The 15,851-nt window shown below is 69.7% G+C and carries 13 protein-coding genes; 4 read left to right on the top strand and 9 right to left on the bottom strand.

Annotated features, from left to right (window positions below; all coding sequences use genetic code 11):
* The first annotated feature begins 113 nt into the window (after positions 1 to 113).
* Positions 114 to 1,469, top strand: a complete 1,356-nt coding sequence (locus J7I97_RS08310) for a hypothetical protein (RefSeq protein WP_214932266.1) — start codon at positions 114 to 116, stop codon at positions 1,467 to 1,469.
* Positions 1,470 to 1,746: 277 nt separating this feature from the next.
* Here J7I97_RS08310 and J7I97_RS08305 read toward each other — a convergent pair whose 3' ends face one another.
* A complete protein-coding gene (locus tag J7I97_RS08305; RefSeq protein WP_214932258.1) occupies positions 1,747 to 2,361 on the bottom strand; it encodes a YceI family protein in 615 nt (204 codons plus the stop codon).
* A gap of 254 nt (positions 2,362 to 2,615) precedes the next feature.
* On the opposite strand from J7I97_RS08305, the gene J7I97_RS08300 reads away from it, so the two are divergent.
* A complete protein-coding gene (locus J7I97_RS08300) occupies positions 2,616 to 4,199 on the top strand; it encodes an acyl-CoA carboxylase subunit beta (protein WP_214932256.1) in 1,584 nt (527 codons plus the stop codon).
* 22 nt (positions 4,200 to 4,221) lie between these two features.
* Positions 4,222 to 4,425 carry an acyl-CoA carboxylase subunit epsilon gene (locus J7I97_RS08295; protein ID WP_214932254.1) on the top strand — a complete coding sequence of 68 codons (204 nt, stop codon included), beginning with the start codon at positions 4,222 to 4,224 and terminating at the stop codon, positions 4,423 to 4,425.
* Positions 4,426 to 4,574: 149 nt separating this feature from the next.
* Here J7I97_RS08295 and J7I97_RS08290 read toward each other — a convergent pair whose 3' ends face one another.
* The 8 genes from J7I97_RS08290 to J7I97_RS08255 form a co-directional block, all read right to left on the bottom strand.
* Entirely contained in the window at positions 4,575 to 5,156 is a 582-nt protein-coding gene (locus tag J7I97_RS08290; RefSeq protein ID WP_037792108.1) for an ATP/GTP-binding protein, read from the bottom strand.
* Positions 5,137 to 5,703, bottom strand: coding sequence for a DUF742 domain-containing protein (locus tag J7I97_RS08285; protein WP_214932251.1), 567 nt, complete (start codon positions 5,701 to 5,703; stop codon positions 5,137 to 5,139). Before J7I97_RS08285 ends, J7I97_RS08290 begins: the two co-directional genes overlap by 20 nt.
* Before the next feature lie 93 nt (positions 5,704 to 5,796).
* On the bottom strand, positions 5,797 to 6,210 hold the full coding sequence (locus J7I97_RS08280; protein ID WP_214932360.1) for a roadblock/LC7 domain-containing protein: 414 nt from the start codon (positions 6,208 to 6,210) through the stop codon (positions 5,797 to 5,799).
* A gap of 10 nt (positions 6,211 to 6,220) precedes the next feature.
* Positions 6,221 to 9,409, bottom strand: coding sequence for a nitrate- and nitrite sensing domain-containing protein (locus J7I97_RS08275; protein ID WP_214932248.1), 3,189 nt, complete (start codon positions 9,407 to 9,409; stop codon positions 6,221 to 6,223).
* A gap of 334 nt (positions 9,410 to 9,743) precedes the next feature.
* Positions 9,744 to 10,328: an ATP/GTP-binding protein gene (locus tag J7I97_RS08270; protein WP_214932245.1), complete on the bottom strand. Its 585-nt coding sequence runs from the start codon at positions 10,326 to 10,328 to the stop codon at positions 9,744 to 9,746.
* Entirely contained in the window at positions 10,309 to 10,704 is a 396-nt protein-coding gene (locus tag J7I97_RS08265) for a DUF742 domain-containing protein (protein WP_214932242.1), read from the bottom strand. Before J7I97_RS08265 ends, J7I97_RS08270 begins: the two co-directional genes overlap by 20 nt.
* A gap of 154 nt (positions 10,705 to 10,858) precedes the next feature.
* Positions 10,859 to 11,272 carry a roadblock/LC7 domain-containing protein gene (locus J7I97_RS08260; RefSeq protein WP_150207164.1) on the bottom strand — a complete coding sequence of 138 codons (414 nt, stop codon included), beginning with the start codon at positions 11,270 to 11,272 and terminating at the stop codon, positions 10,859 to 10,861.
* A gap of 9 nt (positions 11,273 to 11,281) precedes the next feature.
* Entirely contained in the window at positions 11,282 to 15,037 is a 3,756-nt protein-coding gene (locus tag J7I97_RS08255; protein ID WP_214932239.1) for a nitrate- and nitrite sensing domain-containing protein, read from the bottom strand.
* Between the two features lie 567 nt (positions 15,038 to 15,604).
* Here J7I97_RS08255 and J7I97_RS08250 point away from each other — a divergent pair.
* The gene (locus tag J7I97_RS08250; protein WP_214932236.1) at positions 15,605 to 15,790 is read left to right on the top strand and encodes a hypothetical protein; all 186 of its coding nucleotides are present in this window, start codon (positions 15,605 to 15,607) and stop codon (positions 15,788 to 15,790) included.
* The last annotated feature ends 61 nt before the right edge of the window (positions 15,791 to 15,851 follow it).

Here is a 15,851-nt window from a genome sequence, read left to right as displayed (position 1 = left end):
GACCAGACCTCGCCGGGCTCCAGCCGGGCGAGGTCTGCCGTGTCGGGCCCCGCGGTCAAGGTCCTTATGTTCGGCTCACACAGGAATGTCCCGGTTCCGGTAGCGTCGGGAGTATGAGGACCAGGCTTATATCCGTACTTTCCGGGCGGTTGCTGGCCGGTCTGCTGCTGGCCCTGTCCGCGACAGCCCTCGTGGGCGCCCCACAGGCGTCGGCCGCCACCGGGCCCGCCGCCGTGGCGGAGGCCCTCAAGCAGGGGCCGGTCTACGTCGACCCCCGGGCCGAGGCGCAGCTGCCCAAGGGTGAGGCGGACGCGCTCGCCCAGAAGATCAAGGATGCCGGGAAGCCGGTGTTCGTCGCCGTGCTGCCGGCCACCAGTGAGTTCCCCGCGGCCAGCGTGCTGCGCACGGTCCGTACCGAGACCGGCATCACCGGGCTCTACGCGATCCGGCTCGGCGACGGCTTCGACGCCGGAGCCGACAGGGCGGTCATGCCGGCCAACGCCGTACGCAATCTCACCGACGCCGTGAAGGCGGGCGGGCCGGTGGACGCGGGTACCCAGCTCAACAGCTTCGTCGACCAGGCCCTGGCCCAGGCCAAGGGCGGCGCCCCGGCCTCCTGGGGCAGCACCGGCGACGACAACGGCGCCCCGGTCGGCGGGCTGATCACTCTCGGCGTGGTGGCCGCCGTCGGCGGCGGTGGCGCGTACGCACTGGTGCGCCGCAACCGCGCCAGGAAGGAAGAGACGCGACGCGAGGCCATCGAGCGCCTCCGCGTGGTCGTGGACGAGGACATCACCGCCTTCGGCGAGGAGCTCGACCGGCTGGACTTCCACCCAGGCGAGCCCGGCGCCGACGACGCCATGCGGAAGGATTACGAGCAGGGCCTGGACTCCTACGAGAGGGCCAAGCAGATCATGGCCTCCGTGCAGTACCCGGAGGAGGTCAAGGGGGTGACACAGGCCCTGGAGGACGGGCGGTTTGCGCTGGCCTCACTCGATGCCCGCCGCCAGGGCAAGCCGCTCCCGGAGCGCCGGTCCCCCTGCTTCTTCGACCCCCGGCACGGGCCGAGCACCGAGGACGCGCCCTGGGCCCCGGCCGGCGGGGCCGCCCGTACCGTCCCGGTCTGCGCGGCGGACGCCGTACGGCTGCGCGACGGCCTGGACCCGGCGGTCCGCACCGTCGACACCGAGCGCGGGCCGCGCCCGTACTACGACGCCGGCCCGGCGTACGGCCCCTGGGCCGGCGGCTACTTCGGCGGCGGCATCCTGCCCGGCCTGCTGATGGGCACGATGCTCGGTTCGATGATGTCCAGCCCCGCCTACGCCTCCGACTTCGGCGGCGGGAACGGCTTCGACGGCGGGGACGTGTCGGGAGCCGACTTCAACCCGTCCGACTTCGGCGGCGGGGACTTCGGCGGCGGTGGGGGCTTCGACGGCGGCGGCGGGTTCGACGGCGGGGGCGGCTTCTAGGCCGTGTCTTTTGGATCATGCCGGGCCCGCGACGCCTGGCGCCGCGCCTCGCGGCGTTCTCGTCGGTCGCCAGTGCTCCGCAATGGCTCCCTCCTCGGCCTTGCGATGCACGGCGCCAGACGCCGCGAGCTGATCCGGCCTGATCCAAAAGACACGACCTAGGCCGACCGCCCGGACACCGCCCCCGGGCCGCCTGTCCCCGTATGTCCTGGCCTGCGCCAGTCTGGCCAGGTCTGGCCGCGTCTGGCCGCGTCTGGCCGCGTCTGGCCGCGCCAGGTCAGGCCTGCTTGATGGCCGAGATGTCGAACGTCAGCTTCACCTTGTCGCTGACCATCACGCCGCCCGCCTCAAGCGCGGCGTTCCAGGTCAGACCCCAGTCGGAGCGCAGGATCTCCGTGGCACCCTCGAAGCCCACGCGCTCGTTGCCGTAGACGTCGGTGGCGGAGCCGTTGAACTCCAGGTCGATGGAGAGCGGACGCGTGACGTCCTTGATCGTCAGGTCGCCCGTGATGCGGTAGCTGTCGCCGCCCAGCGTGGCCGCCTCGGTGGAGCGGAAGCTCATCAGCGGGAAGACCTCGGCGTCGAAGAAGTCTCCGCCGCGCAGGTGGCCGTCGCGGTCGGCGATACCGGTCTCGACGGAGGAGATCTTCACGTCGATCGCGGCGGTGGAGCGAGACGGGTCGTTGCCGTCCAGGTACAGGGTGCCCTCGTGGTCGGCGAAGGCGCCGCGGACGTTGGTCACCATCGCATGGCGGACGGTGAAGCCGATGCTGCTGTGCGCGGAGTCGATGACGTAGTCGCCGGTGAGCGCGGCCAGGGCCGGGTTCACGTCGGGGGCGTCGAGGGTGGCGACTGCGGTGTTGTCCTGGCTGCGGCGGGTGAAGAGGCCCATGGCTTCCTCCTCGGTAGGGTGCTGACCGTTCTTGTTGAACGTTCAACGAGAACGACGCTAGACCTATTCCGTTCAAATTTCAACATCTGGGGCTCATTCCACGATTTTGTGGAAACTCAACAAAGGTCCACGGCTGCCGCTGGTGGACTCCGTGCATCGTTCAATGGTTCTGTCCGGCCCACACAGCGGAACGCGTCCGAGACTGTGCGGATCCAACGGAGGGTTTTCCTCGACCGGCTTCGTAAGGTCAGTACATGACCGTTGTGGATCAGACTTCGAGCGAGCCGACGGACGCCCGTGGGCGCGTGGCCGAGCTGCAGGACTTGCGCGAGCAGGCCCGGCGCGGCCCCAGCGACCGTGCGACCGAGGCGCAGCACGCCAAGGGCAAGCTGACCGCCCGCGAGCGCATCGCGCTCCTCCTCGACGAAGGTTCCTTCCGCGAGGTCGAGCAGCTCCGCCGGCACCGGGCGACCGGGTTCGGCCTGGAGGCCAAGAAGCCTTACACCGACGGTGTGATCACCGGTTGGGGCACGGTCGAGGGCCGTACGGTCTTCGTCTACGCGCACGACTTCCGGATCTTCGGCGGCGCGCTGGGCGAGGCTCACGCGACGAAGATCCACAAGATCATGGACATGGCCATCGCGGCCGGTGCTCCGCTGGTCTCGCTCAACGACGGTGCGGGTGCCCGTATTCAGGAGGGCGTCTCCGCCCTCGCCGGCTACGGCGGCATCTTCCAGCGCAACACCAAGGCCTCGGGCGTCATCCCGCAGATCTCGGTCATGCTGGGCCCCTGCGCCGGCGGCGCGGCCTACAGCCCCGCCCTCACGGACTTCGTGTTCATGGTCCGGGACACCTCGCAGATGTTCATCACCGGCCCGGACGTCGTCCGCGCGGTGACCGGCGAGGAGATCTCGCAGAACGGGCTCGGCGGCGCGGACGTGCACGCCGAGACCTCGGGCGTCGCGCACTTCGCGTACGACGACGAGGAGACCTGCATCGCCGAGGTGCGCTACCTCATCTCGATGCTGCCCTCCAACAACCGCGAGAACCCGCCGGTCCACGAGACGACCGACCCGGCCGACCGCCGCTCGGACGTCCTCCTCGACCTGGTGCCGGCGGACGGCAACCGTCCGTACGACATGCTCAAGGTCATCGAGGAACTCGTCGACGAAGGCGACGTCCTGGAGATCCACGAGCGCTGGGCCCGCAACATCATCTGCGCCCTGGCCCGTCTCGACGGCCAGGTCGTCGGCATCGTCGCGAACCAGCCCGGCCACCTCGCCGGTGTACTGGACATCCACGCCTCGGAGAAGGCCGCACGCTTCGTGCAGCTCTGCGACGCGTTCAACATCCCGATCATCACGCTGCTGGACGTCCCGGGCTTCCTGCCCGGCGTCGACCAGGAGCACGGCGGCATCATCCGCCACGGCGCCAAGCTGCTGTACGCGTACTGCAACGCCACCGTCCCGCGGATCTCGCTGATCCTGCGCAAGGCATACGGCGGCGCGTACATCGTCATGGACTCCCAGTCCATCGGCGCCGACATCACCTACGCCTGGCCGACCAACGAGATCGCCGTCATGGGCGCCGAGGGCGCGGCCAACGTCATCTTCCGCAAGCAGATCGCGGACGCCGAAGACCCCGAGGCCATGCGCGCGCGCATGGTCAAGGAGTACAAGTCCGAGCTGATGCACCCGTATTACGCGGCCGAGCGCGGCCTCGTCGACGACGTCATCGACCCCGCCGAGACCCGGTCCACCCTGATCAGCGCTCTCTCGATGCTCCGCAACAAGCACGCCGACCTGCCGTCCCGCAAGCACGGCAACCCGCCGCAGTAGCAGCGAAGGAGACCTGCCACTCATGAGCATCACCGCCGACACCCTGCTGAAGGTCGAGAAGGGCCACGCCGAGCCCGAGGAGCTGGCCGCGATCACCGCGATCCTGCTCGCCCGCGCCGCCGCCGCCCCGGCGACCGCCACCGTGCACCGCATCGGCACCCAGGCCGGCTGGCGCCGCCTGGAGCGCACCCCGGGCTTCCGCGCCCCGCACAGCTGGCAGGGCTGACACCCCGCTCCGAAAGGCCCCGCACCCTGAAGGTGCGGGGCCTTTCGCATGGGGCGACGGTTCTCGTGCCCCTGGGGACACGGGAGGACATGCGAGAGGCCCCCACACGCTCCGAAGCGTGTGGGGGCCTCTCGCGAACTGTCCGGCGACTACCGCAGGCGGGCCATCAGGGCGTGCTCAACCAGGGTGATGAGCGCGCTCTTGGCGTCCGCGCGGTGGCGGGCGTCGGTGGTGATGATGGGGGCGTCCGGGCCGATCTGCAGCGCCTCGCGGACTTCCTCCGGGGTGTAAGGCTGGTGTCCGTCAAAGCCGTTGAGGGCGATGACGAACGGCAGGCCGCTGTTCTCGAAGTAGTCGACGGCCGGGAAGCAGTCGGCCAGCCGGCGCGTGTCGACCAGCACGACGGCGCCGATGGCGCCGCGGACCAGGTCGTCCCACATGAACCAGAAGCGGTCCTGGCCCGGCGTACCGAAGAGGTACAGGATCAGGTCCTGGTCCAGGGTGATGCGGCCGAAGTCCATGGCGACCGTGGTCGTCGTCTTGTCACCGGTGTGGGTGAGGTCGTCGATACCGGCCGAGGCACTGGTCATGACGGCTTCGGTGCGCAGCGGGTTGATCTCGGAGACCGCGCCGACGAACGTGGTCTTGCCCACGCCGAAGCCGCCCGCCACCACGATCTTCGCGGAGGTGGTGGAGCGAGCCGCTCCGCCGTTAGAGCTTGCGAAGTCCACTGAGCACCCTTTCGAGCAGTGTCACATCTGGCTGGCCGCCGGCAGACTCGTCGCCGCCGGGCTGGTGAATGGCGACAAGGCCCGCCTCCGCCAAGTCGGCGACGAGGATTCGGGCGACACCAAGAGGAATGGAGAGAAGTGCCGAGATCTCCGCGACGGATTTGATCTCCTGGCACAGACGGCAGATGCGCTGGTGCTCGGGCAACTGCCCTTGCAGGCGCGCGGGATCGGCCGTGGTACTGACCAGCGCCTCGATGGCGAGCTGGTAGCGCGGCCGGGTACGGCCGCCGGTCATCGCGTACGGACGCACCAGCGGGTTGTGCGCCTTGGGAGCCTGCGGCTGCGAAGCCCGCGGGGGCTGCGCCTGCCGGTGCGGCGGCTGAGGCTGCTGGGGCTGCTGGGGCTGGCCGTACGGTTGCTGCTGGTACGGGTTGTGCTGCTCCGGCACCGGCCGGCTGGGCGCGGAAGGGAAGTTGAATCGGTTCTGGTCGTGTCCACCCTGCGGCTGCTGCGCGCCGCCATAAGGATGTCCTCCGGGTGTTGTCACGTTTCCTCCTCCGACTCCAAGAACGCAGTACTCCCTGTGGAACCGCGCCACCGCACCCTATGGTGCGATGACGCGAAACGCACTGTCTGTCTGCTAGTTGAGAAGACTTCCCTGCAGCTCCGCACGCAAGTCCGGGGTGAGGACGCTGCCCGCTCGGTCCACAAGAAGGGCCATCTCGTAGCCCACGAGGCCGATGTCGCACTCGGGGTGCGCGAGTACGGCCAGCGAGGATCCGTCGGATACGGACATCAGGAAGAGGAACCCACGGTCCATCTCCACGACGGTCTGGTTGACGGGGCCGCCCTCGAAGATGCGGGAGGCTCCGGCGGTCAGCGAGGTCAGACCGGAGGCCACGGCCGCCAGCTGATCGGCGCGGTCGCGCGGGAATCCGTCTGACATCGCCAGAAGAAGGCCGTCGGCGGAGACCACCACCGTGTGGGACACCCCTGGGGTGTTGTCCACGAAGTTGGTGATCAACCAGTTCAGGTTCTGTGCCGCCTGGCTCATCGGGCTCACACTAACGCTCCTGGTCATAGCTGTTACTTGACTGCTCAGAACCCGCGGTACGTCCCTGCTGGACACCGCGTCGCAGGTTGCTCAACCTGCCACGGACGTCCTCCGGGGCGCGGGAGACCTGGGGGCCGCCCTGCGGGGTCGTCTCCGCAGCGCCCTCGACCAGGTTGGCCTTGGGCACACGCCGAGGGAGGCCGGAGGGTGTTACCCCGCCCGCCTTCGGCTCACGGAGTTTGCCGGCCTGCTGCCAGCGCTCGTCGTTCGTCGAACGCCAGGCCGCGCTGCCTTCCGTACCCTCCGGAGCCTGCTTCGTCTCAGCGGGCTGCTGCTGACGCTGCGGCCGCTGCTCGAAGAGGGATCCGGAGGACTCCGCTTCCTGCTGTGCCGGCTGCCACTGCTGCTGGCTGCCGCGGCGCGGCAGGCCCGCTCCGGTCACCGCGTGACCGGTGTCGGCAGCGGCGCCCGGACGGTCGAAGCCTACGCGTTCCGCAGCCGGTTCGGGAGCGGCCGCGGATTCCGATTCGGTCCCGTAGTCCTGCTGGTAGGCAGCCGGATACGTCTTCTGCTCGGGCCACTCGGCCTGGTGGGACTGAGAATCGTAGCCGCCGTCGTAGCCCTGGCTGTCCGGCTGTCCGTCCTGGTAGGAGGCTTCCGGATACTCGTAGCCCTGCTGCGGGTACGCCTCGTAGCCCTGCTGGGCCTGCTGGGACTCGTACGCCGTGTCGTAGCCCTGCTCCGGCTGCTGCTCGTACCCCTGGTACGGCTGGTACCCGTGCTCGGGCTGAGATTCCGGATACTCCTGCCCGGAATACTCCTGCTGCTCCTGCGGGTAGCCCACCTGGGCCGCCAGCGCGGCCCGGCGCTCCTGGTGACTCAGGGACCGGCCGACCGGGTCGAGCCCGGCGCCGTCGGCGCCCTGCTGGTCGTAGCGCGAGTCGTCGAAGCCGAGCTCGGCGGCCGTGCGCAGCGGGGCGGCCTGCTGGGCCTGCTGCTGCGGAATGATCTGGGAGACGGTGAAGTCGTCAGAATCTAGCCCAGGGCCACCCTCTCCACCGCCACCGTGGGTGATGGCGTCGGGGAGCATGACCAGCGAGGTGGTGCCGGCCGCCTCGCCCGAGGGGCGCAGCTGGACGCGGATGCTGTGGCGGTCCGCCAGCCGGCCGACCACGAACAGACCCATGCGCTGCGAGATCGCGGCGTCCACGGTCGGCGGGTTGGCCAGCTTGTGGTTGATGTCCGCGAAGTCCTCGGCGGTGAGGCCGATGCCCTTGTCGTGGATCTCGACCATCACGCGGCCGTCGGGCAGACGCGTGGCGTTGACGCGGACCTTGGTCTGCGGGGAGGAGAACGTGGTGGCGTTCTCCAGGAGCTCGGCGAGCAGGTGCACGAGGTCGGTCACGGCCTGGCCGTGGATCTCGGCCTCGGAGACGCCCGAGAGCTCGATGCGCTCGTACTGCTCCACCTCGGAGGAGGCGGCGCGCAGGACGTCGACGAGGGGCACCGGCTGGTCCCAGCGGCGGCCCGGCTCCTCACCCGCGAGGATGAGGAGGTTCTCGCCGTTGCGGCGCATACGGGTGGCCAGGTGGTCCAGGCGGAAGAGGTTCTCCAGCTGGTCCGGGTCGGCCTCGTTGTTCTCCAGGTCGGTGATGAGGGTCAGCTGACCCTCGATCAGCGACTGGTTGCGCATGGAGAGGTTCGTGAAGATCGCGTTGACGTTCCCTCGCAGGAGCGCCTGCTCGGCGGCGAGACGGACGGCTTCGCGGTGCACCTGGTCGAACGCGCGGGCGACCTCGCCGATCTCGTCCTGGGAGTCGATCGGGATCGGGGCGACACGGGTGTCGACCTTGCCCGGGTCCGTACGGGAGAGCTGGTCGACGAGCATCGGCAGGCGCTGCTCGGCGATGTCGAAGGCGGCGCTGCGCAGCCGGCGCATCGAGCGGCCCATCTGGCGGGCCATCATGCCGGCCATGATGAAGGCGGCGAGCAGGGCCACGACCACGATGGCGCCGGTGATGAAGGCGTCGTTGCGGGCGTCGTCGGAGACCGCGACGGAGTCCAGTACGGCCTTGTCGAGGAGTTCCTTCTCGATCTGGGCGTAACCGTCGAACTTGGCGGTGGCGGCGGCCTGCCAGGCCGGAGCCGTAGTGCCGTTCTGGGCCAGCTTGGTGTTCTTCTCGCCGCTGGCTATCGCCTCGGTCATACCGGTGAGCGCGGAGCCGTTGACCACGGGCGGGGCCTTGAAGGTGGTACCGGCCTGCTCTGCCTGCTGCTTGGCGGCAGCGAGCTTGGCTGCACCCTCCTTCGACTTCGCGCCCATGACCTCCTTGAGGCGGGTCACGTCGTCCTCGGTGCCGGCGGCGACGTACTCACCGATGGCTATCTCTTCGAGGTAGGCGTACGAGGAGAAGGCGACCAGCTGTGCCTTGCGGACGTCTTCGTTCTCGTTCGGCCGGACCAGCAGGTGGGTGCCGACGGAGCGCTGGAGCGAGTTCGCGGCCTTGGCCAGCTCGACCGCGTAGACCATGCGGCCGTAGCTGGTCACATTGCCGGTGCCGAGACCCAGTTCGTTGGAGAACTGCATGAGGTAGTGCTGGACCAGCACATAGCCCTCTTCGGTCGGGATGGGGCCGGCCGTGGTGGGGAGGTTCTTCTTCGCCGATTCCGGCACCGCGTAGGCGGTCTTGCGGACCTGCTCCAGCTTGGGCTCTTCCTGGCGGAAGAGCTCAAGGCGGCGCTCCATGCCCTGACCGTCGGGCACGTCCTTCACGGCCTGGGCGAACTTCGCCTTGGCCGCGTCGGTGGCGGCGTACGCCTTCGTGACGGCGTCGTTGGTGCGGTCGCCCTTGAGGAGCGGCGCGGCGGACAGGTCGCGCTCGTTGAGGAGAGCCTGGCCGTACTCGGCCGCGGCCTGGACGATGCGAGCCGTCTTCTCGGCGTCCTTGGCCTCGTTCCAGGTGTCGACGGAGCCCTTGACCTGGAAGCTGCCCATGACCAGTCCGACGAGGACGGGCACGAGCAGGATGGCGTTCAGCTTGGTCGGCACACGCCAGTTGCGGGGCGCGAACTTGCTGGTGCTGCCGCCGCTCGTGGGCGGGTCCACGGGTACGTCGAAGGGTGACACCCCCGCGCGCTGCGGCGGGGTGAAGTTGCCACGCGCGGGTTCATCCGCGGGGCTCGTGTTGCTTCGCCTCACTCGACCAACAACCTCTCGGCGGTGCTACTAGCTAGTTCGTTGAATTCCAGCACGGTTGACGGCCCTGTTCCAAACAGTTGGAAAAGGCCCCTCCTGGAGACCTACGCCTCACATAAACCGGACATAAAGAGCGAGCTGCGGCAAATATGGGGGTAGTTGTGCGCGCAGGGACACCGGGCGAACGCGCCCTGTGTCCAACTCGCGTGAATTCTCTGTCGAAACGTTATGAACGAGCAGGGCGGGCCGTGTTCTATGACACAGCCCGCCCTTTGGCTCCTTCACAGAGCTTTCGGCGCCTTCACGGAGCTTTCACGGAGCCTTCGCGGAACACCTGTTACTTCAGCCGCGCCATCAGGGCATGCTCTACGAGCGTGATCAACGCGCTCTTGGCGTCCGCCCGGTGGCGGGCGTCGGTGGTGATGATGGGTGCGTCCGGACCGATCTGAAGCGCCTCGCGGACCTCTTCGGGGGTGTACGGCTGGTACCCCTCGAAACCGTTGAGTGCCACGACGAACGGCAGCCCGCTGTTCTCGAAGTAGTCGACGGCGGGGAAGCAGTCGGCGAGGCGGCGCGTGTCGACCAGCACGATCGCGCCGATGGCGCCGCGGACCAGGTCGTCCCACATGAACCAGAAGCGGTCCTGGCCCGGCGTACCGAAGAGGTACAGGATCAGGTCCTGGTCCAGGGTGATGCGGCCGAAGTCCATGGCGACCGTGGTGGTCGTCTTGTCACCGGTGTGGGTCAGGTCGTCGATGCCCGCGCTGGCGGACGTCATCACGGCCTCGGTACGCAGCGGGTCGATCTCGGAGACCGCGCCGACGAACGTGGTCTTGCCCACGCCGAAGCCGCCCGCCACCACGATCTTCGCGGAGGTGGTGGAGCGAGGAGCCGCCCCACCGTCAGATCTTGCGAAGTCCACTGAGAACCCTCTCGAGCAGCGTTACATCCGGCGTGCCGCCGGTCTCTCCATTGCCCGGTTGGTGGATGGCCACCATTCCGGCCTCCGCCAGGTCGGCGACGAGGATCCGGGCGACACCGAGCGGCATCGACAGCAGTGCGGAGACCTCCGCGACCGACTTCACCTCACGGCACAGGGTGCAGATCCGCTGGTGCTCCGGGAGGAGGCCGGACAGGTGCATCGGATCGGCCGTGGTGCTGACCAGCGCCTCTATGGCGAGCTGGTAGCGCGGCCGGGTCCGGCCGCCGGTCATCGCGTACGGACGCACCAGCGGCTGGTCGCCTTCCGAGTACGACGAGTCGCCGTACGAATCGGAATAGGCGGGGGGCGGGGTCATTGATCCTCCGGGCTGGACAGCAGTGGTCAGCGTGCCGTCTGACAGGGCGGCCGGTGGGGGGACGGGTATGACGGCCTGGCGGCGGTACTGGGTTCCGGGGCGGGTGCCCCGGTCTCCCGGCCGGAAGTACCGTCCGGCCGGGAGCTTTGCAAGGTCAGATGAGCAGGCTTCCCTGCAGCTCCGCGCGCAGGTCCGGGGTGAGGACGCTGCCGGCGCGGTCCACGAGGAGGGCCATCTCGTAGCCCACGAGGCCGATGTCGCACTCGGGGTGCGCGAGTACGGCCAGCGAGGATCCGTCGGATACGGACATCAGGAAGAGGAACCCACGGTCCATCTCCACGACGGTCTGGTTGACGGGGCCGCCCTCGAAGATGCGGGAGGCTCCGGCGGTCAGCGAGGTCAGACCGGAGGCCACGGCCGCCAGCTGATCGGCGCGGTCGCGCGGGAAGCCCTCCGACATCGCCAGAAGGAGGCCGTCGGCCGAGACCACCACCGTGTGGGACACCCCTGGGGTGTTGTCCACGAAGTTGGTGATCAACCAGTTCAGGTTCTGTGCCGCCTGGCTCATCGAACTCAACTATCGCTCCTGCTGGTAAGTGGGGTCGATGTGGTAACTGCCGGTGGCCGGACCGCTGGTGCTGGCCTGGCGTCCCTGCTGGATACCGCGTCGGAGGTTGGTCAGACGGCCGCGGACTTCGTCCGGGGCACGCGAGACCTGCGGACCGGCCTGGGCCTCGGCCTGCTGCTGCGCGGTGCCGGCCACGAGGTTCGCCCGCGGTACCCGGCGGGGCAGCCCCGAGGTGGTGATGCCGCCGGCGGCGGGCTGGCGCACGCGTTCGGCCTGCCGCATCAGCTCGTCGTTCGGCGAGGAGCGCCAGCTGACGGTCGGCGTGCTGCCGGTCGTCGCCTGGGCGGGCTCGGCCGCGAGCTCCTGGCCGCGCTGCGGCAGGGGCTGCTGTGCGCGCTGCGGCGCAGCCGGGGCCGTGGGGGCCGCCTGCTGAGCCTGCTGCGGCTGCTGGGGTGCGGCCGGTGCCGACGCGGGGGGCTGTTCGCCCTCCTGGCGGAACCAGTTCGACTCCAGCGTGTCGAAGATCGGGCTGCGGAAGTCGCCCGAGCTCTGGGCCGGCGGCAGCGCCTCGGGCTGGTGGGCCTGGGGCAGCTGCGGCGTCTCGGGCCGCGCGGGGGCGTAGTTACCGCCGGGCTGCTGAGCCTGGGGCTGCGGAGCCTGCGGCTGCTGGCCGAATCCGCCGACACCGGGGCCGCCGGGCCGGGGGGCCTGGTAGTCCGGTCGGGCGAACTGGCCGGTCGACGCCGGATTCGCGGGGCCGCGCAGCTCCGGGCGCTCGAACTGCCCGGTGCCGGACGGGCTCAGGGGGCCGCGTACGTCGGGACGCTCGAACTGGCCGGTCGTGCTGCCGTCGTTGTTCGCCGGCGGCAGGGGGGCGTTGAAGTCCGGGCGGGCGAACTCGGCCGTCGAGCCGGGGCCCGAGAGCTCGTCGTGGCCGCGCGGAACCTCATGGCCGCCCTGGCCGGCGCCCCAGCTGGCGCTCTGCGGGATCCCGGCCGACGGGGCACCCGCGCCCGGGAGCTCCGGACGCGCGGCGCCACCGCGCGGCGGCAGCTGCGGCCGGGAGCCGCGCTGAGCCGGGGCGGCGGGGGCGGACGGCTGCTGGTTCATCTGGTGAGGCTGCTGCGGGCGCTCGAAGCCGTTGCCCTGGGGGAACCCGGAGGGACCGGACGCCGAAGGCGCCGCGGGAGCGGGCACCGGACGGGCCTGCGGGCCACCGGCCGGACCGCGGCCCGGCAGCGGGGACGTACCGGCGCCGAAGGCACCCTGGCCCTGACCCTGGCCCGTGGGAGCGGAAGACGCACCCTGCGGGCGGGCACCGGGACCGCCCGGCTGCTGCGGCCGGCCGCCCTGCGGGCCCTGCGGACGCTGCTGGCCGTTCGCGCCGTCACGCCCGGGCAGTGCGGCACGCTGGCCGCCGCCGGAGACCTGGCCGCGCTGCGGGGCCGCGCCCACGCCGGGACGCGCACCCGCGCCGGCGACCGAACCCTGCGCGGCGGAAGGCCGCTGGCCGTCCTGCGGACCGGAAGCCCCCGGACCGCCGACGGCACCCTGTCCGCCCTGGCCCGGCATCGGACCCGGCTTCTTGCCGCCCTGGGCGACATCCACCGGCAGCATGACGAGGGCCGTCGTACCGCCCGAGTCGGAGGGGCGCAGCTGGATGCGGATGCCGTGTCGCAGGGACAGGCGGCCGACCACGAAGAGGCCCATGCGGCGGGAGACGGAGACGTCCACGGTCGGCGGCGACGCGAGCCGCTCGTTGATCGCGGCGAGGTCCTCGGGGGAGAGGCCGATACCGGTGTCGTGGATCTCGACGAGCACACGGCCGTCGGGCAGCGCGTGACCGGTGACCTTGACCTTGGTCTGCGGGGAGGAGAATGAGGTGGCGTTCTCCAGCAGCTCGGCGAGGAGGTGCACGAGGTCGTTGACGACGCGGCCGGCGACTTCGGTGCCCGGCACCGACGCGAGCTCGATGCGCTCGTACTGCTCCACCTCGGACGCGGCGGCGCGGAGCACGTCGACGAGCGGGACGGGGCGGGTCCACCGGCGGCCCGGCTCCTCGCCCGCGAGGACGAGGAGGTTTTCGCCGTTACGGCGCATACGGGTCGCGAGGTGGTCGAGCTTGAAGAGCGAGGACAGCTGGTCCGGGTCGGCCTCGCGCGACTCCAGCTCGGAGATGAGCGAGAGCTGACGCTGGATAAGACCCTGCGAGCGGCGCGAGAGGTTGGTGAACATCGCGTTGACGTTGCCCCGGAGGAGGGCCTGCTCGGCGGCGAGGCGGACGGCCTCGCGGTGCACGTCGTCGAAGGCCGCGGCCACCTGGCCGATCTCGTCGCGGGTGTGCACACCGACCGACTCCACGGACGTGTCCACGTCCTGCGGGTCGGACTCGGAGAGCTGCTTGACGAGTTCGGGCAGACGGTCCTGGGCGACGCGGGTCGCGGTGTCCTGGAGGCGGCGCAGCGAGCGGATCATCGAGCGGGCCATGACGAAGGCGCCGACGAGGGAGACGCCGAGCACGAGGAGGATCAGGGCACCGTTGATGATGGCGTCCTGCTGCGACTCGCTCTTGAGCTCTCGGGCCTTCTGCTCCATGTCCTCGAGCAGGGTGAGCTCAATGACCTTCATGGCCTGGAGCTTGGTGTCGTCGGCGTCGTACCAGTCCATCCAGGACCGGTTCTTCTCCTTGCCGAACTGCCCCTGGGTGCTCAGGACACGGCGGGCGTAGTGGTCGGCGGTGCCGATCTCCTGGTTGCCGTCGCCGAGCGCCGCGAGGAGTTCCTCGGGCTTGCCCTGGTAGACGAGTTCGAAGGTCTTCTTCGCCTGGCTCTCGCCGCGGAGGGCGGAGAGGGCGTAGAGGCGGTCGTTCTCTTCCAGCTTGCCGGTCTTGTCGCCGCTCTCGGGGAGCGAGGCGGCGATGATCGCGCGCTGGATGGAGGCGTACTCCTTGGCGGAGGAGAAGGCCGCCAGAGCACGGGTACGCTTGATCATCTCAGGGCTGGAGGTGGCCTGGGCCATGTCCTGCGAGAGCGAGAGCAGCGAGACGATCAGCGCGTTGTACTCGGTGACGGTCTGCTGGGCGCCGTTCTGGTACGCCTTCTTGCGGATGTCCTCGATGCCGGTGAGCTGGCGGCCGATCTGCAGGATGTTGTTGCGGATCGACTTGAGGGTCTCGTCCTTGTCCTCCGCGCTGTCGACCTTGTCGGTCGCGGCGGCGAAGGCCTTGGCGGCGGCGTCGGTCTGCTCGCGAACACCGTCGACGAGGCTGTTGGGCCTGCCCGCCGCCTCGGGGACCGACAGCGGACCCGCCGACTTGTCCCGCTCCTCCTGGAGCATGGCGGCCAGGTTGGTGGCCTGCCGGGTCATCGTCGTCAGCAGCTGCATGTGCTCCAGCTGCCCGATGTCGTTGAGCGAGTCGTTGATACGGAAGCCACCGAGCGTGGTGGCCGCGACGACGGGCAGGGTCAGCAGCGACACCAGTCGCGTGCTGATGCGCCAGTTCTGCATGTGGAGACGGGAACCGGGCCCACTGGGGGCCTTCGGTATCGCCACGTCCAGCTCAGCCGACTGGTCCTTGCCCTTGCCCTTGGCCTTGACGGACCTGCCGCGACCCTTCGCCTTCACCGTGGCGGAGGCATCGGGGCTCGCTCCTTCGACAGCCGGCCCGCGGTTCTGGGCGTGCTGGGGCGAGGAGCCACGGTCGGTCCCGCCGCGCGGCTCCTGCTCCGCCGCAGCGCTGCCATCCCTCTTGAATCGTCCCTGCACTAGCGTCGCAACCTCTGGACCAGGCGTCCCGCCGGGCGACCGGTGGGACGGTGTCGAGTCGTGGGGCACTAACGGCCCCATGGTGGTCGTCGGTGACCGGCGCGTTTCCCTCTCCTTGCCGCCGCGCTCGGCGCTGAGTCGCGCCACCTGCGCGCCGGCTGATTCCCGCGGCGGTCCCGCGAATTCCAGCACAGTGGCGGATCTCCAACAAGGTGCGCGTGTCGGCCCGGAGAGTTGGTGACCGCTTGTAACGGAGGGGCTACGCGATGTGGAAGCCCTTTCGGGGTAAACCGGACTTACACCGCCCAAACAGCGCCACTGTCAAGGTGTCCCAGTCGAGATGATCAGGAGCGGAATGGCGCATTCAGTGGCGCAATGTCCGTTTCTTGACGTGGAATTGACTGTCCTTTATGCCAGGAATGCCGGGTCACGGGTGAGCAAACTCACACGGCCGTGGCCATTACTTCCCGGTTCAGCCGGGGATTCAGATGTTTAGCCTTGCCTTTTACAGGGTTGGCGCAACCGACAACCGACACTCCACGACCGAGCCGAGGGCCCCGCACTCCCATGAAGACGACGATGATGTTCCGCAACATAGCCAACCCGCGCCGCACCACCCTCGCGCACCTCAAGGACGCCGAGGAGCTGCAGGCGGTGGAGGTCCCGGAGCACACCGTCGAGCTGCCGGCCCAGACCGCGAACCCGCGCCGCACCGTCCTGATGGACGCGCCGGTCGCCGCCGCCGCGCAGTAAACGAACGCGAAGCGCCGCCCCTCACCGCGTTAGCCTGGAGTCCGCAGACTCCAGCCAGCGG

It is taken from the genome of Streptomyces sp. ISL-87 (assembly GCF_018614095.1).
Classification (GTDB): domain Bacteria; phylum Actinomycetota; class Actinomycetes; order Streptomycetales; family Streptomycetaceae; genus Streptomyces.
This window is presented reverse-complemented; position numbering and strand designations above follow the sequence as displayed.